The organism is Paraburkholderia hiiakae (genome assembly GCF_904848665.1).
Lineage (GTDB): Bacteria > Pseudomonadota > Gammaproteobacteria > Burkholderiales > Burkholderiaceae > Paraburkholderia > Paraburkholderia hiiakae.
Map to the genome: position 1 here is coordinate 26,105 of NZ_CAJHCQ010000024.1, position 23,683 is coordinate 49,787.

Here is a 23,683-nt window from a genome sequence, read left to right on the forward strand (position 1 = left end):
TTTCCAGCGCGCTTGCCGCGCGCGATACGAATCAGAACTTGTGACGCAGGCCGATCATCGCCATTGCCTGCTTGTTGTTGGTCGCATCGTTGCCGAAGTCGCCGAACGAGGCGACCGCGCTGACGAGTTCGCCCGTCTGTGCGTCGATCGTCTTGCCCGACGCCTTCTGGTAGCCCGCGAGCGCGTAGATATCGGTGCGCTTGGACAGGAAGTAGTCGCCGCCCAGGCTGAACTGGTTGTAGCTCGCGTCTACGCCGTTGCCATGACCCTTCGTGTAGTTGTAGCCGAAGCCCACGAGCGCGACCGGCGTGACCTGATAGTTGATGAAGGCCTGGCCCGTATTGAACTTCGTGTTGCTGTTCGCGCTGGCGGCGCTCTGATAGTTCGCGTACTCGACGTTGCTGTACGCGAGGCCTGCCGTCACCGGCCCGTACGTGTAGTCGCCGGCCGCACGAATGATTTGCAGGGAGTTCGCGGAGACGAAACCGCCCGTAATGGCGGCGGAATCCACGTTGACATCGGTGTTCGGATTCAGGCCGTCGAACGTCGCAACCGTGCCGCCGTTGCTGCTGGCCTTGAAGTAGCCCGCGCCGAAGCCGAACGGACCGTGGTTGTACGCGGCCGCCACGGCCCACGTCTGGCCCGCGCCGGTGCTGCCGGGCTGGCCGCCGAACGCGTACATCGCGCTCATTTGCAGGCCGCCGAAGTTAGGGCTCGCGTACTTGATCGAATTGCTGGTGCGGTAGCTGTTGTCGTAGTTGTCCATGTCGCCCGGCGTGGCGAACGCGGAACCGAATGCGCCGTCGTTGGTGAGCGGCTGCAGCAAGTCGATGAGCGGATCATACTGGCGGCCGAGCGTGACGGCGCCGGCGGTATTCGAATTCAGGCCGACCATCGCCGTGCGGCCGAAGAGGCGACCGCCCTGGTTCTGCTTGCCGTTGTCGATGTTGAAGCCGCTTTCGAGTTTGAAGATCGCCGAAAGACCGTTGCCGAGATCCTCAGTGCCGCGCAGGCCCCAGAGGTTCGGCGACAGGTTGCCGGACATCATCTGGAACGTGCCGCCCGAGCCGTTCTTGCCTTGCTGGTTGCCGAACCAGGCAACGGAGGTGTCGAGCGAGCCGTAGAGCGTCACGCTGCTTTGCGCGTGGGCGAGGGAGGCGAACGATGCCAGCGCAAAGGCGGCGGCGAGAGCGGTTTTTTTCATTGAATGGTCTTCGTTGATGAGCGGCATAGGTGAGAGTGAAGTAGCGGCGCGCGAAGGCACGGTGTGGCCGGCGGCCCGAAATTCAGCGGCGATTATGCGTAACGCCCTGCATGGACGAATTTGAAAAACGGAAAGACTGAGTTTCAGAAAGCGCATGAGCACCAATGCGCCGCCAGTTCGGCTTCACAGGGCTGTGTCATGCGCTGGCGTTGTTTTTTTGCTGCGTGTTTTCATGATTGATAAGAATGACTAAATAAATATCGAAGCCGATATCGGCACTTCGCCGATTAAACATTTCTTCATTCTTGTGCGGATGTTTGGCGAAAGTCGCGCCTCTATCCTTGCCTCACGAGTCGCAACCCGATTCGATGCCGGAGCGGGCAACGCTTCCGGCCACGACCGACGGCCCAGGCCCGCGAGGCCGCACAGGAGAAACGAGGTGAAGATATTCAAGAGCGGCGCGTGCGTCGCAATCATGCTGTCGATATCGGCGCTTGCGCATGCACAGGCGGCGAGCGCACCACAAGCGCCCGTGCAGCAGTTGGCGAGCGCGCAAGTCCCGCAGGCCGACGCGCCGGTCACACGCGCACAGGTACGCCACGAACTGGTGCATGCCGAGCGCGACGGGCAGATCCAGACGCTCGATCGAACGCTGTACGCGCATCACTGACGCCGGTCGCGCGTTTGCGTCACGGCGAAGTCGGCCGCGCGTCGTGATAGAACTCCGCACCGCGGCCAGTCAATGTCGGCTCATCCCATCCCATTCATGAAATCACGCGTCCTTTCTTATGTGTTGCGCGCCGCGCTGTGCCTTACGGTCGCCGCGGCCTTTTCCGGTTGCGCGAACCTGCATCCGCAGCCCAACGGCCCCGGCGATTGCGTCGGGCCGGCTGGCTTTTGCGTGCCGTTCTTCGGATCGTAGTTCGCGAGGTCGGTCTTCTTGCAGCCGTGATTGCGCGCCGCTCCGGGTGTCCGGCGGCGCGCATAATACGCGTTCGGGTGGCACATTCACGATCCGCGTTGACGAGGAGACCTATGAATCGCGATATCCGCACCGATACCGAAGTCCTCGCATCATGGCAGCGCAACGCGACGCCCTGGATCGCTGCCGTGCGCGGCGGTGAAATCGCGAGCCGTCGCCTCGCCACGGACGCAGCGGTGCTCGACGCCGTGCTCGCGTGCTCGCCGCGCAGCGTCGTCGATCTCGGCTGCGGCGAAGGCTGGCTCGCTCTGGCGCTCGCGCGCCGCCGCATTGCGGTCACAGGCGTGGACGCGGTGCCCGAACTCGTGGAGGCCGCGCGTGAGGCCGGGCTCGCAGACTGCCGTCTGCTAACCTACGAGCAGATCGCGCAGGGTGCACTGGATTGCCGCGCCGATGCGGTGGTGTGCAATTTTTCGCTCATCGGCTCGACCTGCGTTGACGATCTGCTGCGCGCGGTGCCCACGTTGCTGGAGCCGCAAGGCACGCTCATCGTGCAGACGCTGCATCCACTGATGGCATGCGGCGATGAACCTTATGTCGACGGCTGGCGCGCCGGATCGTGGGCCGGATTCAGCAGTGCGTTTCGCGACGCGCCGCCGTGGTATTTTCGTACGCTCGAAAGCTGGATCGCATTGCTCGATGCGAGCGGCCTTGCCCTGCGCGCCCTGCGCGAGCCACTCGACCCGCGCAGCGGCAAGCCGGCTTCGGTGCTGTTCGTGGCGCAACTGCGCGGCTGACACCGCCCCCAAGCGCGGTCGCAAATCAGGAGGCAGAGACGATGGCGATGATTTCTCACGTCTACATCGGCGTGAACGACTTTGAGCAGGCATTGACGTTCTATTCCCCGATCATGCAGGCGCTGGGCTTCGTGCTGAAATTCCGTGAGCCCGGCTACCCCTGGGCGGGCTGGATGGAGCCGGGCGTGCCGCGCCCGCTCTTCCTGGTAGGGCGGCCGTGGGACGGCAATCCCGCGCAGCCCGGCCACGGCCAGATGGTCGCGCTGCTCGCACCTTCGCGCACGGCAGTCGACGCCGCTTACACCGCCGCGCTCGCACACGGCGGCTCCGACGACGGCGCACCAGGCCTGCGGGCTCACTATCACCCGAACTACTACGGCGCGTACTTTCGCGATCCTGAAGGCAACAAGCTCTGCGTCTGCTGCCACGATCCCGTGAGCCATTGACGCGCGCCACCGCACGAGCCATCACACGGGCGTCCCAATCGCTGTGCTACCCTTGCCCTGCCTTGGGCCGAGGGTGCCGTGCGCGCGTATGAACGACCGCCGGCGGACGGCCCGGCATATCGAAGTCGAAAATCGAAGTCCTGAACCAAAGTCCCGAGCCGCGCTTCATCGCGCGCATCTCCCGGGACAACGATCAATAACAGGAAGAAGACTCGGATGAAAAAGCACGAGACACAACGCGCGGGAACGCGCGGCCGCTTGCGCACGCTGATGGCCGCCGTGGTGCTGGCCGGCGGCGCGCAAGCCGCGCATGCCGCCACCGAAATCCAGTTCTGGCACGCCATGGAGTCCGAACTCGGCCAGCGCGTCAACGAGATCGCGCAGCAGTTCAACGCGTCGCAGAGCGAATACAAGATCGTGCCCGTCTTCAAGGGCACCTACGACCAGACGCTCGCTGCCGGCATCGCGGCCTATCGCAGCGGCGACGCGCCCGCCATCCTGCAGGTGTACGAAGTCGGCACCGCCACGATGATGAATGCGAAGAAGGCCGTGCTGCCCGTGTACGACGTGATGAAGACCGCCGGCGTACCACTCGACGAAAAGGGCTTCGTGCCGACTATCGCGAGTTACTACAGCGACGCGAAGACGGGCCATCTCGTCTCGATGCCGTTCAACAGCTCGACTCCGGTGCTCTACTACAACCGCGACGCCTTCAAGAAGGCCGGCCTTCCCGACGCGCCGCCGAAGACCTGGCCCGAAGTCGCCGCGGATGCCGCGAAGCTCAAGGCCTCGGGCATGAGTTGCGGCTTCACCACGGGCTGGCAGGGCTGGATCCAGATCGAGAACTACAGCGCGTGGCACGGCGCGCCGATTGCGACGCGCAACAACGGTTTCGACGGCCTCGACGCGCAGCTCGAAATCAACAAGCCGCTGCAGGTCGCGCATATCGCCTTCCTGCAGGACATGGCGAAGCAGGGTACGTTCACGTACGTGGGGCGCAAGGACGAGGCCAACGCCAAGTTCTATAGCGGCGACTGCGGGATCATGATGGGATCGTCGGGCGCGCTCGCGAACGTCCAGCAGTATGCGAAGTTCAAGTTCGGCACCGGCATGATGCCGTATGACCCGAGCGTGAAGGGCGCGCCGCAGAACGCCATCATCGGCGGGGCGAGCCTGTGGGTGCTCGGCGGCAAGAACCCCGAGGTTTACAAGGGCGTCGCGAAATTTCTCGCATATCTGAGTTCGCCCGCCGTGGCCGCGAAATGGCATCAGGACACGGGTTATCTGCCGGTCACGAAGGCCGCGTACGAACTCACGCAGCAACAGGGCTTCTATGCGTCGCACCCGGGCGCCGACACGGCCACAAAGCAGATGCTCAACAAGCCGCCGCTGCCGTGGACCAAGGGCCTGCGGCTTGGCAACATGCCGCAGATCCGTACGATCGTCGACGAAGAACTCGAACAGGTGTGGACGGGCGCCAAGACGCCGCAGCAGGCGCTCGACTCGGCCAACTCGCGCGGCAACGAACTGCTCAGGCGTTTCGAGCAGCAGGCGGCGAACTGACGCTCGTGTGCTCGTGAGGTGAAGTGAAGCGATGTGATGCGGTGCGGTGCGGTGACTTCGCGCGAGGCGCCGCGTAGCGCCCCAAACGGCGGACTTCAGTCCAGTCTTTTGGGGCGCTTTGCTTTTCGGCGCGGCGTTAGACTGCCGCGCAGCCAGGACTACGACGGCTTTGCGTTGCCATTCACAGCGGATGGCGCAGGCGGATTCCAGCCATAGCCCAGCGCCTTGTACAGATTCACGATTTCCGCGAGTTGCTGATCCTGTAGCGACGACTGCTGCAACTGCGCATTGAAGAGACTGCGCTCCGCGTCGAGCACTTCGAGATAGCTCGTGTAGCCGCCTTCATAGAGGTCACGCGCAAGCCCCGCATATTCCGTAAGCGCGCCCACCTGCCGTGTGGTCGCATCGAGCTGATCGCGAGTGCGCGCCGCGCCGACTAGCGCGTTTTCGACATCGGCGAATGCCTGCTGGATCGTCTTCTCGTAGTTGAAGAGGGCCTCCTGCTGCACCGCCTCGGCCTGATGCACGGAACCCGCGATCGCGCCGCCCTTGAAGATGGGTTGCGTGAGCGCGCCAGCAAACGACCATACGCGAGCGGGCCCCATCCAGAGGCCGGAAAGCGCGGTACTCGCCGCGCCGAACATACCGGTGAGCGAGATATCGGGGAAGTACTGCGCGCGCGCCGCGCCGATCGATGAGTTCGCCGCAATGAGCGTCTGCTCGGCCTGGAGAACGTCGGGGCGGCGCTCCAGCAAGGTGGAAGGCAACCCCGAGGGAATGGCCGGTGCCCTCAGGGCGGTGATCGACTTGCCGCGTGGGATCGGGCCAGGATTCTGGCCGAGCAGCAGTGAAATCGCGTCCTCCTGCTGCGCGATCTGCTGCTGGATGCCATACACCGAAGCCTGCGCCGACTCGTACTCCGAACGTGCCTGGCTCAACTGCACCTTTGACACGACGCCGCCCGCAAAGCGCTCCTCGAACAGATCGAGCGACCCCTTACGGCTCGCGAGCGTGGCCTGCGCGATCTGCAACTGGTTGTCGAAGTCGCGCAGTTGCAGATACGACGTCGCCACGTTCGAAATAATGGCGATGCGCGTGGCCTGCTGCGCGGCCTGCGTGCCGAGATACTCGGCGCGCGCGGCCTCGGTCATGCGGCGTAGCCGGCCGAACAGGTCGAGTTCCCAGGAGACCATGCCGTTCAACTGGAACTGGTTGCCGACCACGGGCGCAAAGCCGGGCGCGGGCACGGCGCGGCCCCGTGACGGATCGAAGTTCACGCCGATTTGCGGAAAAAGTCCCGCGCGCGTCGTGACATAGCGTCCGTAGAACGCCTCGACCCGCGCCGCCGCAATGGCGAGATCCTTGTTCTGAGCGATCGCCTTCGCGATCAGGTCATCGAGCACGGGGTCGTTGAATTGGCGCCACCATTCGAGCGAGGCGTCCACAGCCTCGGCCTGCGGCGAGGCGTAACGGTAGGACGAGGGCGTTTGCACCGCCGGGCGGTGATAGTCGGGCCCCACCGCGCAGCCGCCCAGGCTGGCCACGCTCACGATCAGCGCAAGAGGGCGCAGCGCGCATTGCATACGGTTTTTCATCGCTCAGCCCTCCTGCGACGGCGCCGTGGGCGTCGTGGTGTTGCGCTTGCCGCGTTCGGAAACCGTTTCGAGGCCCCAGAAGAACATGGGGATGAAGAAGAGCGCGATCAGCGTGGCGCCGAGCATGCCGAACACCACGCCGGTGCCGAGTGAGCGCCGGCTTGCCGCCGAGGCGCCGCTCGCGATGGCGAGCGGTATGCAGCCCAGGATGAACGCGAGCGAGGTCATGATGATCGGCCGCAGGCGCATTTTCGCGGCCTTGACCGCCGCGTCGAACGGCGAAAGCCCTTCCTTCTCGCGCATCTCCACGGCGAACTCGAAGATCAGAATGGCGTTTTTCGCCGCGAGCGCGATCAGCACCGTCAGGCCGATCTGGAAGTACACATCGTCTTCCATGCCGCGCAGCAACAGGCCCACGAGCGCGCCGAAAATCGCAAACGGCACGGCCAGCAGCACACCGGCAGGCAGCGACCACTTCTCGTACTGCGCCGCGAGAATGAGGAACACCATCAGCAGCGCGAAGCCGAACACCAGCCCCGCGGTCGAGCCCGCCTTCTTCTCTTCGTAGGACTGCCCGCTCCACGCGTAGCTATAGCCTTCGCCTAGCGTTTCTTTGGCGATTTGTTCCATCGCCGCGATTGCCTCGCCCGAGCTGTGGCCCGGCGCGGCATCGCCGATGATTTTCGCCGCCGGGAAGTTGTTGAAACGCGTGACGATGTCGGAGCCGGGCACGAAGCGGAAGGTGGTCACTGCCTTGATCGGCACCATCTGGCCGGTGTGGTTGCGCACGTAAAGCTGCTGGATATCGTCAGGCTGCATGCGGTACTGCGGCTCGGCCTGCACGATCACCTGGAAGAGGCGGCTACCCTTCGGGAACTGGCTCACGTACGAGGAACCGAACATCGTCTGCAGTGCGGAATACACGTCCTGCACGGCCACGCCGAGCGACTCCGCGCGCTCGCGGTCCACTTCCACGAGCAATTGGCGCGACCGCGCGTTGATGGTGGCGTTCACGCCGGTGAGCGCCGGCGTCTGGCGCGCCTTCGCAATGAACTCGTGCACCTTGTCTTCGAGCTGCTGATAAGTGCCGTCGCCGGTGCTCTGCAGCCAGAACTCGAAGCCGCCTGTCGTGCCGAGGCCCGGAATCGACGGCGGATTGAGTGGCACGATCACGCCGTCCTTGAAGCTCGAGAACACCTTGCTGGCTTCGCGGATCAGGTCCTGCGCGGTGCCGTTTGCGCCGCGCTCCGTGAAGCCCTTGAGCGCGACGAAGAGCGTGCCCGCATTCGCCTTGTACTGCGAGTCGATCAGGCTGTAGCCGCTCGCGCTCGCCACGGCGCTTACTGCCGGCTGCTTCGCGAACCAGTCCTCCGCTTTCTTCGACAGGTCGCCGGTGCGGTCGAGGCTCGCCGCATCGGGCAGCACGACCGCGCCGAACAGATAGCCTTGATCCTCCGCCGGCAGGAACGACGAGGGAATGTGCGTGAAGAGGCCGCCAGTCGCGATCAGCATCACGACGATCAGGCCGATGGAGAGCACCACGCGCCGTATCGCCTTCTGCACCGCACTGCCATAGCCTTGCGTGACCCGCTCGAACTTGTCGTTGAACCAGCGGAAGAAGCGATTCTTCTTCTGTTCGCCCGGTTTGAGCAGGATGGCGGCGAGCGCGGGAGAGAGCGTGAGCGCGACGATGCCCGAGAGCACCACCGAAACGGCGATCGTCACCGCGAACTGCTTGTACAGTTGCCCCGTGATACCCGACAGGAACGCCACTGGAATGAACACCGCGAGCAGCACGAGCACGATGGCCACCACGGGCCCGCTCACTTCGTCCATTGCGCGCTTGGCGGCTTCTCTTGGCGCGAGCTTGAACTCCGTCATGTTGCGCTCGACGTTTTCGAGCACGACGATGGCGTCGTCCACCACGATACCGATGGCGAGAACCATGCCAAACAGCGTGAGCATGTTGATCGAGAAGCCGAACACGACCATGCCGGTGAACGCGCCGATGATCGAGACCGGCACGGCCAGCAGCGGTACGAGCGTGGCCCGGAAGCTCTGCAGAAACAGGAACACCACGATGATCACGAGGATCACGGCGTCGCGCAGCGTCTTCACCACCTCCATGATCGATTCGTGCACGAACTCGGTGGTGTCGAGCGCGATCTCATACTTAAGTCCGGGCGGGAAGCCCTTGTTCAGATCGGCAAGCGTTTGTTTCACCTGCCTGGCCACTTCCAGCGCATTGGCGCCGGGCTGCTGGTACACGGCGATGAGCGTGGCGGCTTTGCCGTTGTAGCGGCCGCGCATCGTGTAGTCCTTTGCGCCCAGTTCCGCGTGGCCGACGTCCTTGACGCGCACAAGCGAAGCGTCGTCGCTTGACCCCGCGCGCAAGATGATGTTGTCGAACTCGGACGGCTCGGTGAGGTGGCCCTTCGTCGCGACCGGGAAGGTCTGGTTCACCGGCTGGCTGGTCGGCGCCTGGCCGAGGCGTCCCGCGCCAAACTGCTGGTTCTGCGCGCTGATCGCGTTCTGCACATCGGACACGGTTATGCCGAGCCTCGCCATGCGGTCAGGCTTGAGCCACACGCGCATGGCGTAGTCGGCCGAGCCGAGAATGGCCGACTGGTTCGCGCCGGGAATGCGCTTGAGCGCATCGAGCACATAGACGTTCGCGTAGTTCGCCACGTAGTCCTGGCTATAGGCGTTCTCGGGCGAATAGACCGCGATCACCATCATGAACGCCGACGAGCGCTTTTGCACCGATACGCCCTCCGACTTCACCGCTTCGGGCAGATTGGGCAGCGCGAGGTTCACGCGGTTCTGCACGTCGACCTGCGCGAGCGACGGGTCGGTGCCGATGTTGAAATAGGCGGTGAGCGTCATGTCGCCCGTAGAGGAACTCGACGAGCTCATGTACATCATGTTGTCCGCGCCGTTGACCTGCTGCTCGATGGGCGCGGCCACGTTCTGCCCGACGACGTCGGCGTTCGCGCCCGGATAGCTCGTGCTCACGGTGATCTGCGGCGGCGAGACGTCGGGGAACTGCGCGATCGGCAGATTGAACATCGCGACGAAACCCGCGACCACGAGGATGATCGAGATCACCGAGGCGAAGATCGGCCGGTCAATGAAGAAGTGGGAGAACTTCATCGCTTCTGCACCCCCGCGGCGCGCGTACCGGATGCGGCGGTGGCTCCAGCAGCGGCGCTGCCAGCGGGGTTCGCGCTCGCCGCTGGCGCGCTCACGAGATGCTCCTTGACCGGCGCACCCGGCATGAGCCGCAGCGTGTTGTCGATGATGACGTGGTCTCCGGCATGCAGGCCGGACTGAATGAGCCAGGCGTTGCCGTTCCACTGCCCGGTTTCGACCGCGCGCTGCTGTGCTTTGCCGTCCGTGCCGATGGTCCACACGAACGCGCCTCGCGGCCCTTGCTGCACGGCGTTCTGTGGCACGGCGATCGCGTTGGGGCGCACCGCGCCGATCAGGCGCACGCGCACGAACTGGCCGGGACGCAGCGAGCCGCCGGGGTTCGTCACAACGGCGCGGATCAGATAGGTGCCGGTTTCCTGGCTTAGCGAAGCGTCGGTAAACGAGATATGCCCGCGTTCTGGAAAGACGCTGCCGTCGGCGAGCACGATCTCGACTTCGAGTTCGCCGAGCGCCGGGAGCTTGAGCGTGCCGTTCTGCGTTTGCGTGCGCACGCTGAGCATCTCGTTCTCGGAAAGCGAGAAGTTGATCCACATGGGATCAAGCTTGGCGACGTAGGTAAGCAAGCTGTTGGCCGAGTCGAGGTACGACCCGTCTTGTCTCTTCGCGTAGCTGGAGAGGCCGCTGACCGGCGCGGTGATGGTCGTGTAGCCGAGATTGAGCTTCGCGCTCGTGACGTTCGCACGCGCCTGTTCGAGCGCGGCGGCGGCCGCACGCTGCTGGCCGATCGAATCGTCGAGGTCTTTTTGGCTCAGCGCGTTCTTCGCGGCGAGCGGGCGCACGCGGTCGAGATTGGCCTGCGCCGTAGCGAGCCGTGCCTGCTGTTGAGCGGACTCGGCCTGCGCGGCGTCGAGCGCCGCCTGGAAGGGCTTGCGGTCCATGACGAACATGACATCGCCCTGGTGGACCATCGTGCCTTCCTGATACACGCGCTTTTCGAGAAAGCCGTTCACGCGCGAGCGGATCTCGACCTGCTGCGAGCTTTCGGTCTGTCCGACATACTCGAAGGCTACCGGCACCTCGCGCAGCTCGATCGCCATGGCGTCGACGCTGGCGGTGTGCAGGGCGGCTTCAGGCGCCTTGGCTTTATGGCATGCGCCGACGCCGAGGCAAAGCCCCAGCGTGATGCCCGTGAGCGCGACATGTGTTCGTCTATTCATTGATCTTTCTCAAAGCCAGAATGCTCCGTATTGCCTCAGGTCAATTCAATTTGAGAGGCAGCACGGCGATGGAGGATTTCAGAGGGGAATGAAAAAAATCCGTTAAGAATGCAACATCTCAAAAGAGATGGAGTGCGAATTAATTGCGCTCGATCATTGATCAGATCATCTCGATTGCGAGGACGCGCGGGACGAAATGAGCCGTAATCCGGGGGCAGGATTCCTTCGAGTCTTGAGAAATGTTGAAAAGCGAGGGAGCAGGAAAACTAGCGTGATGGTCTCGTGACGACGCGACCTGAAGGCTGGAGCGGAAAGTCTCGCTGTCTGGAGCAGATAGCTCGCCGCCGCGTACTTCAACCAGGTTTCGAAGGGGCGTTTCTGGCTTGGGGCGCGGCGGCCGTGGTGCCGGCCACATGGGCGTTGGCCAGATTCCACGCGCGCGCGGTGGTGGACAGGACTGAGGCGACGATGGCAGGCGTGGAATAGATTAGGGTCCGCTCCATCATGAATTGATTTCCTACAGAATTAAACCGACTAAAAGAGGAGCGCGTGAAAACTTATTCAGTCATTATTCGATCGTGATGTTTAGGGATTCGTCGAAATTCGCGCGCATGAAGATGCGAAATATAAATACGAATTTCCTTTTTTACTATGTAGAAATGTGAAATTTGAATTTGTAAATATTAAACAAATATCGAATAACTCCAGAATTCCTGTCGCTTATTGCGACATTTCATGCGATATCTCTAAATGATCGTTATGAAAAATCGTGTTTTTTTGCCTTCTCGCAACGTTGATGATTGTCATGTGTTCTTTAAATTGATAAAAAGCTGAAAATCGGCCGATGAATTGAATCAATTTATTTTTGATAATGAATAGCCCGTATTGGGGCATGCATCTATGGAACCATGTTGAATCAACTACAGGCAATGCGCGTCTTTCTCAGAGTCGCGGAAAACAACTCGTTCAGCCGTGCGGCTGTTAGCCTTGACCTCTCCAACGCCGCGGTGACGCGCTATATCGCGCTTCTCGAAGCTCATCTCGATACCCGTCTTCTCAACCGCACAACGCGCAGTCTCTCGCTCACGGAAGCGGGTCAGGCCTACTTGCACGGCTGCCGGCAAATGCTCGACTTGATGGAGACAATCGAGTCGTCGGTCGGGCGTGGGGCCAGCGAACCCAACGGTACGCTCAAACTTGTCGCGGCGCCTTCGTTCTCGCATGTCGAGCTTTCGCCGCTGGTCAAGCGCTACTGCGAGCGGTATCCAAAGGTCAGGCTCGACCTCCAGCTGTTGCACCGTAGCGTGGATCTCGTCGAAAGCGGATTCGACGTGGGCATTCTGGCAGCGTCGCAAGTCAGCGCGAGCACGCTTATCATGCGCCCGCTGGCGTCGCCGCGGTCAGTGGCGGTGGCCTCGCCGGCCTGGGTCGAGCGGCACGGCGAGCCAGTGACGCCGGCGCAACTTTCTGCGTGTGGGATGTTGGTGCCGTCACGTGACATTCACACGGGCGAATGGTGTTTCGTCGATGCCTATGGAGAAGAGCAGGTCGTGAGTGTCCCTGCGCTCTGCACGGTCAATGACTGGATCATGCTGAGGGAACTGGTGCGCGTCCAGATGGGTGTTGCCATTCTTCCTGTGGCGTATGTCAAGGATGATCTGGAAAGCGGAGCGCTGGTTCAGGTGCTCGGAGGCTACGAAATTCGTGGGGGTGTGAAGGAACTCGCGCTCGTCTATCCCGGCAGGCGGCACATGTCTCCGAAAGCGCGCGCCTTCATTGACCTGGCGATCGAGTATTTCCAGAGCGAGTGCGAAGTGGGGGCGATGGCGGCTGTTGCGCAGGCCGCGTGAATGCGCGATCGATGTCGTGCATTTGCGCGAGCGTCACGTAGCGGTTTGAAGCTTGCCGCTCGTCGTGCCGGGGCGTTCGTCCCGGCACGACATCGCATCTTTCGCCGGGTTCAGAACCAGGCGTCCTGCATGTCGAGCGTGGTGCGGTCGAGCGAGGCGAGCAGATCGAACTGCGCGCCTGTCTTCGGCAACTCCCAGGCAAAGAAGTACGCGGCCGCCGCGAGCTTGCCGCGATAGAAGTCCGCTTCATCACCGCTTGTTTTAACAGGCACCGCGAGCGCCGCGCGCGCCACAAGCGCTTGTTCGAGCCACACCCAGGCCATGACCACGTGGCCGAACGCTTCCAGGTATACCGAAGCATTGGCGAGCGTCACCGCCGGGTCGCCTGCTGCCCACAACTGCTGCGTGACTTGCGTGAGCCGCTTGAGTGCGGCTGCGAGCGCGCTGGCGTGAACGGCATCGTCGGCAGCGCCCGAAGCGTGCGCGCGCTCGAGCGTCGCCTGCACGCGCTCCACGAAGATCTTGAGCGCCGCACCGTCCTTGATGACGACCTTGCGGCCGAGCAGGTCGAGCCCCTGAATACCGTGCGTACCTTCGTGAATCGGATTGAGACGGTTGTCGCGATAGAACTGCTCGACGTTGTACTCGCGCGTGTAGCCATAGCCGCCGTGCACCTGAATGGCGAGATCGTTGGCGGCGAGACACCATTGCGAGGGCCAGCTCTTGGCGATGGGTGTGAGCAGGTCCAGGAGCAGCGAGAGCGACTCGCGTTCGGCGCCGCTGGCCGCGTTCGCTTCGTCCACGAGTTTGGCGCACCAGAGGTTGAGCGCAAGCGCGCCTTCCACATAGCTCTTTTGCGCGAGCAACATGCGGCGCACGTCGGCGTGCTCGACCAGCCTCACCTGGGGCGAAGCCGGGTCTTTGCCCGCCGCGCCCAAAGGACGCCCTTGCGGACGATTGCGCGCGTAATCTAGCGCATGCAGATAGCCGGTATAGCCGAGCATCGTCGCGCCGAGTCCGACGCCAATGCGCGCCTCGTTCATCATATGGAACATGTACGCGAGCCCGTGATGCGGCTCGCCCACGAGATAGCCGATCGCGCCCGTCCGGCCGCCCGGCGTGTATTTCGTCCCTTCGCCGAAATTCAGCAGGCAGTTCGTCGTGCCGCGATACCCCATCTTGTGGTTGAGGCCCGCGAGCACGACGTCGTTGTGCTCGCCGAGCGTGCCGTCCTCGGTCACGAGGTACTTGGGCACGACGAAAAGCGAGATGCCTTTGACGCCTGGAATGAGCTTGCCGTCGGGGCCGGGAATCTTGGCGAGCACGAGGTGCACGATGTTCTCGGAAAGCGCGTGCTCGCCGCCCGAGATCCACATCTTGTTGCCGCGCAGACGATATTGCGCGCCGAGCGGCGAGTCGCATTCGAAGTCGGCGCGCGTGGCGACATCTGAAAGCGAAGAGCCCGCCTGCGGCTCGGAAAGACACATCGTGCCGAAATAGCGGCCTTCCAGTTCGGGCCGCACGAAGGTGTCGATCTGCGCAGCGTTGCCGTGCGCGAGCAACAGGTTCGCGTTGCCGATGGTGAGGAACGGATAGGCGCTTGTGCCGACGTTCGCGCCCTTGAACCACGCGAAGCCCGCCTTTTCGACGACGAGCGGCAACTGCATGCCACCGTATTCATAGTCCTGGCCCGCGGCCATCAAGCCCGCGTCGCTGAATGCCTTCAACGCAGCCTTCACTTCGGGGATGATCGTGACCGTCTCGCCGTCGAAGTGCGGCTCGTGCTGATCGTTCTTCTTGTTGTGCGGCGCGAAGAGGTCGGTGGCGATCTTCTCGCAGGTGTCGAGCGCGGCATCGAAGGTTTCGCGCGTGTGGTCGGCGTAACGCCCGATGCGCGTGAGGCTTTCGACATCGAGCCATTCGTAGAGCAGGAAATTCAGATCGCGGCGGGAGAGGATCAGCGACATGGCGGAACGGTCTCGCATCATGGAGGAGAAGTTGAGAAGCCTACCTAAAATAGAACGATCGTGCTATTGGTAATTTCTCCTGCAGCAACGGGCGCAAGTCGTGGACGGACGGCCTTCGACAAGCGTGAATCAATGCGTTTTCATTCCTTGCGAAAAATTAAAATAGGACCAAAACGCTGCAAACGTTTGCAAATACTTGTGCAGTAAAGGGTTTTCTGAAGTTTCCCCATTCGCGGCCGTAAACTCGTTCGCGGGTCCCGACTTTCTTGCCGATCCCGCCAACGAGTCGCGCCGACGCCATTACGGCGGCTCTTTTTGCAGCCGGATTCAATCAGGTGCATCAAGGTCCACCAGCCGCCGCCGCTTTAACGCCCACCCGCAACTTTTTTTCCTGATCCAAGTGTCGTTCATGCTGGCAGATTCGCCGGGTCGCGCGCAGGCGCTTCGACCGTCCGGCTCGCAACAGCGCGTGGCCATTCGCGCACTCGATGACGTCGCGCGCGCCGCCGACGCGGTGATGTATTCCACGCTCGTTCTCTCCGCCATTGCGGCGGTGCTGATCGGCTTCGTCTACTACGAACCGCAGCTTGCGCTCGTGGGCGCCGCGCTGTTTCTCGGCGCCGGCAGCTTCGTGTTTTTCTGCGCGCGCGGCACGGCGCTTTCCTGCGTCGTGCTCACGCTCGCGAACGCCGCGCTCGTCGCGCTGCATATCCAGGCGGCGCATGGCGTGACCGAATTCCATTTCGGCGTGTTCGTGCTGCTCGGCCTCTTGCTCGTCTATCGCGACTGGCGCCCGATCGTGCTCGCCGCGGGATTCTTCGCAGTGCATCACCTCGCGTTCGATCGGCTGCAGGCGCTCAACTTCGCCGTGTACTGCACGCGCGAGGCGAACCTGCCGCGCGTGCTGTTGCATGCCGCCTACGTGGTCGCGCAAACCGCCGTCGAAATCGTGCTTGCGCATCGTCTGCGCGTGGCGGCCATCGAGGCGGCGGAGCTGTCCGATATCGTGCGCAGCGTGGTGCGCGAGCGCGAGGTGTGCCTCGCGGTAGACGGCATTCCGGCGAGCGCCCCCACCGCGGTCGCGCTCAAGGGGGCGATCGCCCAGATGGCGCGCGCCATGCACGAAGTGAGCACGAGCACGGCACATGTGGAGCAGGCCGCGCTCGAAATCGCGCAAGGCAACGCGAACCTGAGCGCGCGCACCGAGCACCAGGCGGGTAGCCTCGAAGAGACGGTCGCGTCGATGGATATCTTCACGCGTACGGTCAAGGCGAGCGCGGAGCACGCGCGCGAGGCGAGCGCGTTTGCCCGCGAGGCGTCGACGGTCGCGCAGGCAGGCGACGACGTCGTCGCACGCATGACCACGACGATGGGCGCCATCGAAGCCTCGGCCAAGCGCATCTTCGAGATCGTCGACGTGATCGAGGGCATTGCGTTTCAGACCAACATTCTCGCGCTCAACGCGGCCGTGGAAGCCGCGCGCGCGGGCGAGCAGGGACGCGGCTTCGCCGTGGTCGCCGGCGAAGTGCGCGGCCTCGCGCAGCGCGCCTCGGCTGCCGCGCGCGAGATTCAGCAACTCGTGGAGAACTCGGCGAACGAGGTCGGCGCGGGCACGCAGCTCGCCGGCGAGGCGCGCGCCGCGATGGAAGGTGTGGTGCGCAGCATCGGCCGTGCGGCCGACATCATGGGCGAGATCACAGCGTCGAGCCACGAGCAGGCGCAGGGCATCGAGCAGGTCAACGCCATGGTCGCGCAGATGGACGACACCACGCGCCGCAACGCCGCTCTGGTGAACGAAGCGGCCGCCGCGTCGTCGTCGCTGCACGCGACGAGCGCGAGGTTGCGTGAGGTGCTCGGCGTCGTCGCATTGTCGTGATAATGTGGCGCGACGCCCGGGGTGAACGACTGGTGAACAAGGAGACTTTCCCGTGATGAGCGTAGTGGGCTGCATCGTCTACAAGCACAACCTGTGGCTTGTCCTTGTCGCGCTGCTGATTTGCGCCGCGGGCTCGTGGGTCACCGCACGGCTCGTCCTGCGCGCGTTCGCCACGCATTCGCTGCAGCGCCTCGGCTGGTCGTTCATCGCGGCCGTGGTCGCCGCCGCCGATATCTGGTGCACACACTTCATCGCCATGCTGGGCTTCGAGCCGGGCGTGCCGATCGCCTTCGATCCCGTGCTGACCATCACGTCGCTGCTCATCGCGCTCGTGGGCAGCTTCGCGGGATTTCTGCTCGCCACGAGCCGGGTCGCGAACCGCCTCACGCGCGCAGCGCCCGCGCTCGGCGGCGCGATCGTCGGGCTGGCGGTCTCGCTCATGCACTACGCGGGCATGCTCGCGTATCGCGTGCAAGGCATCGTGATCTGGAATCGCGTTGGGATCGCCTTGTCGATCGCGTTTGCGGTCGCGATCAGCGCGCTTGCGCTGCATCTCGCCGGCGTGGCGGCGAGACGCCCGCAGGAGAACGCGGCCAGCGCGCGGGCCAACGCCGAGGCCAGCGCTCGCGTCGTGGCGGCCGTGCTCGCACTCGCCATTGCCGCGCTGCACTTCACCGGCATGTCCGCGTTCCAGGTCGAGCCGATGCCGATCGACGGCCACTTCTCGAATCCCGCCGCGCTGCATGCACTCGCGCTCGCCGTGGCGTGCATGGCGCTCGTGATCGCGGGCGCGGGCTGCGTGAGCTTTTTGCTCGACGACAGCGTGCGCGCCGAATCCGTCGAGCATCTGCGCACGATGGCGCTGAGCGACATGCTCACAGGCCTCCCCAATCGCGCGAGCTTCAACGTACGCCTCGACGCTGAGCTGGCGCGCGCGCAGGACACGCGCAAGCTCGCGCTCATCGGCATCGACCTGAACCGCTTCAAGGAGATCAACGACCTGCACGGCCATCACGCCGGCGACGAAGTGCTGCGCATTCTCGCGCGGCGTCTTTCGAGCCTGATGCGCGAAGGCGAGTTCATTGCGCGCGTGGGCGGCGACGAGTTCGTGGCGCTTACGCGCTTCGCCTCGCGCGAGGAACTCGGCGATCTGCTCTCGCGCCTCGAAACCGCGTTGTACCGTCCGGTGCGCTACGACGATGCCGAAGTGCTCTCGGGCGCGAGCCTTGGCGTGGCCATCTATCCTGACGACGCGACCACCAAGACGGTGCTCATCAACAACGCCGACCTCGCCATGTACCGCGCGAAGGCGGACCTTGCGCAGTCGGTGTGCTTCTACGAGCCGGCGATGGACGAGATCGCGCGGGCGCGCCGCTCGCTCACGCACGACTTGCGGGAGGCGCTCGCGCGAGGGCAGTTGAGCGTGCACTACCAGGTGCAGACCTCGATCGCGAGTGGCGAAATTTGCGGCTATGAAGCGCTGCTGCGTTGGGAGCATCCGCGGCTTGGGTTCATCTCGCCCGCCGAATTCATTCCGCTCGCCGAAGAGAACGGCCTCATTCTCGGCATTGGCGCCTGGGTGCTGCGCGAGGCATGCGAGCGTGCCGTTTCGTGGTTGCCGCCTTACAAGGTGGCCGTGAATCTTTCGCCCGTGCAGCTCTCGCACGCGGACCTGCCGAAGCTCGTCGAGACCGTGCTGGTCGAGACCGGCCTTGCGCCGGAGCGGCTGGAACTCGAACTCACCGAGACGGCCATTTTCGCGGACCGCGAGCGCTCGCTCGACGTGCTGCAGCGGATCAAGGCCATCGGCGTGAATATCGCGCTGGACGACTTCGGAACCGGCTATTCGTCGCTCGACACGCTGCGCTCGTTCCCATTTGACAAGATCAAGCTCGATCAGTCCTTCGTGGGCGAGGCCGAGTCGAGCCGGCAGGCTACCGCGATCATTCGCGCGGTGCTCGCGCTCGGCAAGAGCCTCGGCATTCCCGTGCTGGCCGAAGGCATTGAAACCGAGGCCCAGCTCGCGCTGCTCGCCGACGAAGGCTGCGACGAAGTGCAGGGCTTCCTGCTTGGCCGCCCGGCGCCGCTCAGCCATATCGTGGCGAGCGGCCAGCTTTCGTTGCTCGCCGAAGAGGAAGAAAAGCTGGGTGAGGTGCGAGGCTAAGCGCCCTCGTCACCGTAGCTTACGAAGCGCGGCGCGCATTGCGGCTGCCACGCGCCGCCGCTCTGCGCGAACGCGCCGCGCGCGGTGTTGTGCGCATCGAGCGGCGCTTCCGCAAGACTCAGCACGGGCGTGACACACGCATCGCTGCCTTCGAACACGGCGGTCCATTCGTCGCGCGTGCGCGTGCTGAGCGCCTCGGCAATGCGTGCCTGCACGCGCGGCCAGTTCGCCCGGTCGCGTTGCGGCAGTTCCAGCAGATCTTCCGCGCCGATGCCTTTCATGAACGCCGCATAGAACTGCGGTTCGATGCAGCCCACGGCGATATAACGGTTGTCCGCGCAACGATACGTGCGATAAAACGGGGCGCCGCCGTCGAGCAGATTCGTCCCGCGCTCGTCTTGCCATTGCCCCGCCGCGTAGAAGCCGTACATCATGCTCATGAGCATGGCTGCGCCGTCGGTCATCGCGGCGTCGACTACGCAGCCTTCGCCCGTCGATCGTGCGCGCAGAATCGCGGCCACCACGCCGAACGCGAGCAGCATGCCGCCGCCGCCGAAGTCGCCAACCAGATTGAGCGGCACCACGGGCTCGCCACCCGCGAGACCCACCGCATGCAACGCCCCCGAGATCGCGATGTAGTTGATGTCGTGGCCCGCCGTGTGCGCGAGCGGTCCGGTTTGCCCCCAACCGGTCATGCGGCCGTAGACGAGCGAGGCGCGACGGGCGTGGCACACTTGCGGCCCGAGCCCCAGCCGCTCCATCACCCTGGGACGAAAGCCTTCGATCAACGCATCGGCGCTCGCGATCAGATCGAGCGCGCGGGCAATGCCATCGGGGCGCTTGAGGTCGAGCGCGACGTATTCGCGAGCGCGCGCGAGCGGTCCTGTTGGCGCGTGCGCGCCCTCGCGGCCGATGCAGATCACGCGCGCGCCCATTTGCGCGAGCAGCATGCCGCAGAACGGCGCGGGGCCGAGCCCCGCGAATTCCACGACGGTAACGCCTTCCAAAGGCTTGATCATGTGTGCGTTCCTGCCTGCTTCCCGGTGTGCCGAATCACTCGCCTTCACAGCGTGCGCGCGATGATTTCCTTCATGATCTCGTCGGTGCCGCCGTAGATGCGCATGACGCGCGCATCCACCCACGCGCTGCCCACCACATACTCGGACATATAGCCATAGCCGCCGTGCAGCTGCAGGAATTCGTCGAGCAACTGGTTCTGCAGTTCGGTGGCGTTGAGCTTCGCCATCGCGGCGTCTACCGGCGAAAGCTCGCGCCGCAGATGCCGCGCAATGCAGTCATCGACATAGGTGCGCACCATTTCCGCCTTCGCGCGCGCATGCGCGAGCTTGAAGCGCGCGTTCTGGAAGTCGAAGATGGCCTGGCCGAACACCTTGCGATCGCGCGTATAGCGAATCGTGCGCTCGAGCATGCCCTCGATCGAGGCGGCAGCGCGCACCGCAATCACGAGCCGCTCCTGCGCCAGTTCGCGCATGAGGTACGAGAAGCCCTGGTTTTCCTCACCCAGCCGCTGCGAGATGGGAACGCGCACGTCCTCGAAGAAAAGTTCGGATGTGTCTTGCGCGCGCAGTCCGATCTTGTCGAGCTTGCGGCCCTTGCTGAAGCCAGGCGTGCCTTCCTCGACCACGATCAGCGACACGCCCTTGCCGCCCAGCTCGGGCGCCGTCTTGCAGACCACGACCACGAGGCTTGCGTTCTGGCCATTCGTGATGAAGGTCTTCTGGCCATTGATGACGTAGTGGTCCCCGTCTTTGCGCGCGGTGGTGCGCACTGACTTGAGATCGCTGCCCGTGCCGGGTTCGGTCATGGCGATGGCGCCGATATGCTCGCCGCGCGCGAGCTTCGGCAGCCACTCGCGCTTTTGCTCCTCGGTGCCGTACGCGAAGATATAAGGCGCGACGATGTCCGAATGCAGCGGAAAGCCGATGCCGCTCGCGTTCACGCGCGCCAGCTCCTCGATCATGATCGCCGCGTGGCCGAAGTCGCCGCCGCCACCGCCGTACTCCTCAGGAATCGTGCAGCAAAGCAGGCCTTCCTCACCCGCTCGCCGCCATACCGACTTCGGCACGATGCCTTGGTTTTCCCATTGATGATGAAACGGCACGATTTCGCGCTCGATAAAGCGCCGAGCCTGTTCGCGGAAGATTTCGTGATCGTCTCGGAATACGGTGCGCATGCCTTGTGTCTCCAGTTCTTTTCGTTACTTCGTTATCCGTATCAAGCTTTCGGCTGGCGGTAACGCTCCTTGAGAATGCGCCGTAGTAGCTTGCCGTTGTCCTGGCGCGGCAATGCGTCCTCGAATTCGACCGAGCGCGGCACCTTGATATGTGAAAGGCGCTCGCGGCAGAACGCAATCAACTCGTCGGCGAGCTGCGGGCTCGCGGCGTCGCGCTCGCGCGGTTGCACGACCGCCTTCACGGCTTCGCCGAACTCGGAGTGCGGCACACCGATCACGGCGGCATCGGCCACGGCGGGATGCTCGGCGAGCACGTTCTCGATCTCTTGCGGATACACGTTCACACCGCCGCTGATGATGAGGTCCACGCGCCGGTCGCTCAAGTACAAGTAGCCATCTGCATCGACATGGCCGATGTCGCCGTAAGTGGCCCAGCCGTGGCGGTTGTAGACGCTGCGCGTCTTAAGCGGATCGTTGTGGTACTCGAAAGAGGGGCCGCCTTCAAAAAACACGCGGCCAATCTCGCCCACAGGCAGTTCGTGATCCTCATCATCGATGATGTGGATCTGTCCATATTTCGAGCGTCCCACCGAGCCGCGATGCGAAAGCCATTCGTCCGAGTCGATCGCCGTGAGGCCCACGCTTTCCGAGCCCGCGTAGTACTCGTAGATCACCGGGCCGAACCAGGCGATCATCTGCTCCTTGATATGCGGCGGGCACGGCGCGGCGGCGTGAATCGCCACGCGCAGGCTGCTCACGTCGTATTGCGCGCGCGTGGTCTCGGGCAGGTTCAGCAGGCGGATGAACATCGTTGGCACCCACTGGCTGTGCGTGACGCGGTGGTGCGCGATGGCGTCCAGCGCGGCCTCGGCGTCGAACTTCTGCAGCACGATGGCTCGGCCGCCCGTGTGCAGCATGCGCATGAGGTAACGCAGCGGCGCGGCATGGTAGAGCGGCGCGGTGCTCAGGTAGACAGAGTCGGCGTTGAAGCCGAAAGTGTTTCGCCACGCCGCGGTTTCGGTATCGTCGGCATCGCGCCGCTCGAACGGCACGAGCGGCTTGCGGATGCCCTTGGGCAAGCCGGTCGTGCCCGACGAATAGAGGAAGTCGCGACCGCGCGGCAAGGGCGGCAACGGCGCGCTTGCATCGACATCGGCCAGCGCCGCTTCGAGCGAGGCGAAGCCAGGCAGCGTTTCCGAAGCGCCGGCAACGAAGCTGGCAACGCCCTGCACCGCGCCCTCGGCCACGAGGGTCGCCGCGAGTTCATGCATGGCCTGCGAGATGATCAGCACGCGCGCGCCGCAGTCTTTGAGGACGTGCGCGGCCTCGCGTGTTTTCAACTGGATGCTGATGGGGGTGTAGTAGAGGCCGGCGCGTTCGGCGCCAATGGCGATGACGGCGAGCGCAGGATGATTCTCGAACAGTAGTGCAATGCCGTCGCCGGGTTGCAGGCCGAGGCCGAGGAGCCAATGCGCGATGCGGTCCGCGCGTTGGTCCAGCTCCTTGTAGGTGATGATCTGGTTGAGTGCGGGGAAGCACAGGGCTTCCCGCGTGGGTGCTGCTACAGCTAGTTCGCGGACACGCTCCACGGTCTCGTCTCCATGTCATGCGCGGCCCCAGTCATGCTGCCGAGCGCTGCCTCCACGCGCCTGACGAGCGACATCAGCCGCGGGGCGATGTCGTCGGTCAGCTGGTTGCCGCTGATGTTGAAAACTGCAATCGAACAGCTAAAAACCCAATACTCGTCGTCGATCGGGGCGGACAGCGGAATCGCCACCGAATGGATCTCGCGCTGCATGTCGCCGTGCGAGATCGTGCAACCGTGCGCGCGCAACTCCTGCTGCGCTTGCGCGAGGCGCTGGGCGAGCAACTCGCCCTTCGCGGGGTCGCGTGCAAGCGTTTCCTGCAGGTACTGCTCGCGCTCCTCGCCAGGCACGGTCCACAGATACGCGCGGCCCGACGCCGTGCGCGAAAGCGAGAGCCGCGTGCCCGTTTCCGAGCGGTACACCGCGCTGCCTTCGCCCTGAATCACCTCGGCATACGCCATGTTCAGGCGGTAGCCCACCGCGAGCGTGACCTGGCCGTGGCAGTAGTCGGCCAGCTCCTGCATCATCGGCCGCGCGATCTGCCGGATCGTCATGCGGCCGAGCGCCGGCGCGGCGAGACTGAGCATCTCCGTGCCGAGCACGTACTTCGAAATGCGCTCCGAATAGCGCAGCAGGCCGAACTCCGCGAGCGTGTTGATGAGCCGCAGCGCCGTGGGCTTGGGCAACCCCGTGCGCTCGACCAGATCGCGCGCCGAAAGCTCCGCGTCTCCCATCGAAAAGCACTGCAGGATCCGGATACCGCGCGCGAGCGCGCTCACGATCTGCGAGTCGGCGGCGTCGTCGCTGCGGGAGTTGGCCTGGTCGTTCATTTCGGGTCCTTCGTCGGGGTAAGGGCGCGGCGCGCCGATGTGGCTCGCGGCAAACCCCGGATTCTAGCTTTCTGATGCTCGCGGGAACGATTTTTTAAGACGCCTGGTTCATTTTTTCGCCTTCGCGACGCCGCGCCGCTCGTGGCCGCGTGCCGATGTCTCCTTTTTCGATCTCCCAGTATCAAGCCGTGCAAATAGTGTTGCGGATCGTAAGCGAGAAATCAATAAAAATGATCCAAGAGTTCCGAAATATGTTTACCACTATTGAAATAGTGATCCGTTGAGGTGTATTTTGAGTCGGCTGATTCATTTTTCATGA

At 63.8% G+C, this 23,683-nt stretch carries 16 protein-coding genes and 1 pseudogene; 8 read left to right on the forward strand and 9 right to left on the reverse strand.

The window, feature by feature from the left end:
• Positions 1-31: 31 nt before the first annotated feature.
• Entirely contained in the window at positions 32-1,204 is a 1,173-nt protein-coding gene (locus JMY28_RS32530) for a porin (protein WP_201699990.1), read from the reverse strand.
• 439 nt (positions 1,205-1,643) lie between these two features.
• Here JMY28_RS32530 and JMY28_RS32535 point away from each other — a divergent pair, with 439 nt between their 5' ends.
• The 4 genes from JMY28_RS32535 (at position 1,644) to ugpB (ending at position 4,932) form a co-directional block, all read left to right on the forward strand.
• Complete coding sequence (locus tag JMY28_RS32535; RefSeq protein WP_236597142.1) at positions 1,644-1,874, forward strand: DUF4148 domain-containing protein; 231 nt, start codon at positions 1,644-1,646, stop codon at positions 1,872-1,874.
• 365 nt (positions 1,875-2,239) lie between these two features.
• Entirely contained in the window at positions 2,240-2,923 is a 684-nt protein-coding gene (locus JMY28_RS32540) for a class I SAM-dependent methyltransferase (RefSeq protein ID WP_236597143.1), read from the forward strand.
• 47 nt (positions 2,924-2,970) lie between these two features.
• Positions 2,971-3,369, forward strand: a complete 399-nt coding sequence (locus JMY28_RS32545; RefSeq protein WP_201700073.1) for a VOC family protein — start codon at positions 2,971-2,973, stop codon at positions 3,367-3,369.
• Positions 3,370-3,639: 270 nt separating this feature from the next.
• A complete protein-coding gene (gene ugpB / locus JMY28_RS32550; protein WP_236597153.1) occupies positions 3,640-4,932 on the forward strand; it encodes a sn-glycerol-3-phosphate ABC transporter substrate-binding protein UgpB in 1,293 nt (430 codons plus the stop codon).
• Positions 4,933-5,090: 158 nt separating this feature from the next.
• On the opposite strand, the gene JMY28_RS32555 is transcribed toward ugpB, so the two are convergent.
• From JMY28_RS32555 to JMY28_RS32565, 3 genes are read right to left on the reverse strand one after another with little or no spacing between them, the layout of a single operon-like run.
• Positions 5,091-6,527 (reverse strand): efflux transporter outer membrane subunit, encoded by a 1,437-nt coding sequence (locus tag JMY28_RS32555; RefSeq protein WP_236597144.1) that lies wholly within the window; start codon positions 6,525-6,527, stop codon positions 5,091-5,093.
• Between the two features lie 3 nt (positions 6,528-6,530).
• Complete coding sequence (locus tag JMY28_RS32560; RefSeq protein WP_201699992.1) at positions 6,531-9,680, reverse strand: efflux RND transporter permease subunit; 3,150 nt, start codon at positions 9,678-9,680, stop codon at positions 6,531-6,533.
• Positions 9,677-10,897: an efflux RND transporter periplasmic adaptor subunit gene (locus JMY28_RS32565; RefSeq protein ID WP_201699993.1), complete on the reverse strand. Its 1,221-nt coding sequence runs from the start codon at positions 10,895-10,897 to the stop codon at positions 9,677-9,679. Before JMY28_RS32565 ends, JMY28_RS32560 begins: the two co-directional genes overlap by 4 nt.
• Positions 10,898-11,826: 929 nt before the next feature.
• Between JMY28_RS32565 and JMY28_RS39140 the strand changes: the two are divergent.
• Positions 11,827-11,985 (forward strand): annotated as a pseudogene (locus tag JMY28_RS39140) (helix-turn-helix domain-containing protein); the annotation flags it as partial.
• 36 nt (positions 11,986-12,021) lie between these two features.
• Positions 12,022-12,747 carry a substrate binding domain-containing protein gene (locus JMY28_RS32570; RefSeq protein WP_236597154.1) on the forward strand — a complete coding sequence of 242 codons (726 nt, stop codon included), beginning with the start codon at positions 12,022-12,024 and terminating at the stop codon, positions 12,745-12,747.
• Between the two features lie 110 nt (positions 12,748-12,857).
• Here the strand turns inward: JMY28_RS32570 and JMY28_RS32575 are convergent, their stop codons facing one another.
• The gene (locus JMY28_RS32575) at positions 12,858-14,714 is read right to left on the reverse strand and encodes an acyl-CoA dehydrogenase (RefSeq protein WP_201699995.1); all 1,857 of its coding nucleotides are present in this window, start codon (positions 14,712-14,714) and stop codon (positions 12,858-12,860) included.
• Between the two features lie 409 nt (positions 14,715-15,123).
• Between JMY28_RS32575 and JMY28_RS32580 the strand changes: the two genes are divergently transcribed.
• Both JMY28_RS32580 and JMY28_RS32585 read left to right on the forward strand, forming a co-directional pair.
• Positions 15,124-16,590, forward strand: coding sequence for a methyl-accepting chemotaxis protein (locus tag JMY28_RS32580; protein ID WP_201699996.1), 1,467 nt, complete (start codon positions 15,124-15,126; stop codon positions 16,588-16,590).
• Between the two features lie 55 nt (positions 16,591-16,645).
• Positions 16,646-18,754, forward strand: a complete 2,109-nt coding sequence (locus JMY28_RS32585; RefSeq protein WP_201700075.1) for a putative bifunctional diguanylate cyclase/phosphodiesterase — start codon at positions 16,646-16,648, stop codon at positions 18,752-18,754.
• On the opposite strand, the gene JMY28_RS32590 is transcribed toward JMY28_RS32585, so the two are convergent.
• From JMY28_RS32590 to JMY28_RS32605, 4 genes are read right to left on the reverse strand one after another with little or no spacing between them, the layout of a single operon-like run.
• Positions 18,751-19,773 (reverse strand): CaiB/BaiF CoA transferase family protein, encoded by a 1,023-nt coding sequence (locus tag JMY28_RS32590; protein WP_201699997.1) that lies wholly within the window; start codon positions 19,771-19,773, stop codon positions 18,751-18,753. The genes JMY28_RS32585 and JMY28_RS32590 overlap by 4 nt on opposite strands.
• Before the next feature lie 44 nt (positions 19,774-19,817).
• Positions 19,818-20,948 carry an acyl-CoA dehydrogenase family protein gene (locus JMY28_RS32595; protein ID WP_201699998.1) on the reverse strand — a complete coding sequence of 377 codons (1,131 nt, stop codon included), beginning with the start codon at positions 20,946-20,948 and terminating at the stop codon, positions 19,818-19,820.
• A 41-nt stretch (positions 20,949-20,989) separates the two neighbouring features.
• Positions 20,990-22,537: an AMP-binding protein gene (locus tag JMY28_RS32600; RefSeq protein WP_201699999.1), complete on the reverse strand. Its 1,548-nt coding sequence runs from the start codon at positions 22,535-22,537 to the stop codon at positions 20,990-20,992.
• Positions 22,516-23,364, reverse strand: coding sequence for an IclR family transcriptional regulator (locus tag JMY28_RS32605; protein WP_201700000.1), 849 nt, complete (start codon positions 23,362-23,364; stop codon positions 22,516-22,518). Before JMY28_RS32605 ends, JMY28_RS32600 begins: the two co-directional genes overlap by 22 nt.
• Positions 23,365-23,683: the final 319 nt, after the last annotated feature.